General features: G+C 42.7%; 2 protein-coding genes. Both read right to left on the bottom strand.

Features of this window, described 5'->3' with window-relative positions:
• Positions 1–324, bottom strand: a 324-nt coding sequence (locus tag EPO18_RS12015) for an ATP-dependent metallopeptidase FtsH/Yme1/Tma family protein (RefSeq protein ID WP_292433613.1), incomplete at its 3' end; no start/stop codon positions are given.
• 88 nt (positions 325–412) lie between these two features.
• Positions 413–1,529: sigma-70 family RNA polymerase sigma factor (locus EPO18_RS12020; RefSeq protein ID WP_292433614.1), on the bottom strand; the 1,117-nt coding region annotated here is incomplete at its 5' end.

The following is a 1,529-nucleotide window of genomic DNA, read 5'->3' on the forward strand; positions in this document are numbered from 1 at the left end:
CCATGAGATAAATATCCTCATCAGCAATGTTTCCTGTTGCGGCGGCACTGTCCTTATCTGAACGCCTGCACTCAGAAGATCGTCAATTAAATGCCCATCGCCGGGATTAAACGTTTCATAGTTTTGACCTTCTGAAGTCCGCACACTGAGCATCTGACCGGACACTTCCACACGCTCAACCTGTCCGTGCTTTACCTTGCCGATAAAGTCCGAATAGGCCAGGGAATCCTGGATCGGAGGCGTGGTGTGTAGGCGGTCATAAATTAAATATCCCCCAACACCCACAACGCAAAAAATCAAAATATTAAAAAAATATTTGTTCATGTATATCTCCTAATTACAACTGCCATGGATGGCGAAAGTGTCGCAATCGGTAGGGAACCGATGCGACCACTTATATAACAAGCATTAATCATAAAAAACTCATTAATTGCTTACCATAGCTGAGTTTCATTTTATTGAGCGCCTTAACCTGAATCTGCCTAACCCGCTCTCTGGTTAAGTGAAGTTCCGTACCAATTTCCTGCAAAGTCATTTCATTATCGTTATTAATGCCGAAATGATAGCAAATAACCTTTAACTCCCGTGGATCGAGTATTTTAATTGCTCTGCCGATCCAGGCTTTAAGATCCGATTGCTCTATTTTTTTAAAAGGCTGTGCAAAAACCTGCTGCTCTAAAAAATCAATCGGTGCTAATGATTCATCATCGCCATCCAAATTTTCCAGGGACAGCGCTGTTTGTGAAAAGGTTAAAATAGCATTTATTTGATCATCGGGTATTTTTGAATATTCGGTCAATTCCTTAAGGGACGGTTCTCTGCCTATTTTTGAAAGCAGCTCGTTTTTAGCGCGCAGCACTTTGTTAATGTTAGCGACTTGTTCGCAAGGTACGCGCACGACCCTTTCGTGGCGAGACAAAGCACGGGACATAGCCTGTTTGATCCAATAAGCCGCATAAGTTGAAAACTGAAATCCCAGTCGGCAATTGAATTTGTCGATAGCTCTTAATAAACCGGTTTGACCTTCCTGCACCAGATCGTCAAAGTCTAAAAAACCACATCTGTACTGATTGGCTATATATGAAACCAAACCTGAATTTGCTTCGGCTAATTCTCGTCTTGAACTTAACCACAGATTTTCGGCAAGAATCATATCCGTGATATACCGCAGCATTTCTGCATCGGGTAAAAACAGAAATTGTTGATCAAATTGACTGGCGCGCATGGCCTCAATAAGATCGGGCAATTTTAACTTGCCGCATCGACTTGGCCCTCCCAGGCGTTTTGCAACCAGATTGGAATGATCTTGGGGCAATTGATCGCAAATATCCCGGTTATTAAACGCATCAATAATAAGCTCAGTCAGTACGGTCAGGTCTTCAAACGAAAAAGGGAATACTCGCAATGTTTCGGCTAAATACTGTTTTTCATCGCATTCAGACTCACGGTTAAATCCTCTACCTGAAAACGACAGACTTGCCAGCACATAGTGGTGCTTAATTTCGGCCAAAGCAACCGTCAACGCTAAG

The sequence above is a fragment of the Methylobacter sp. genome (genome assembly GCF_004322395.1).
GTDB lineage: Bacteria > Pseudomonadota > Gammaproteobacteria > Methylococcales > Methylomonadaceae > Methylobacter_A.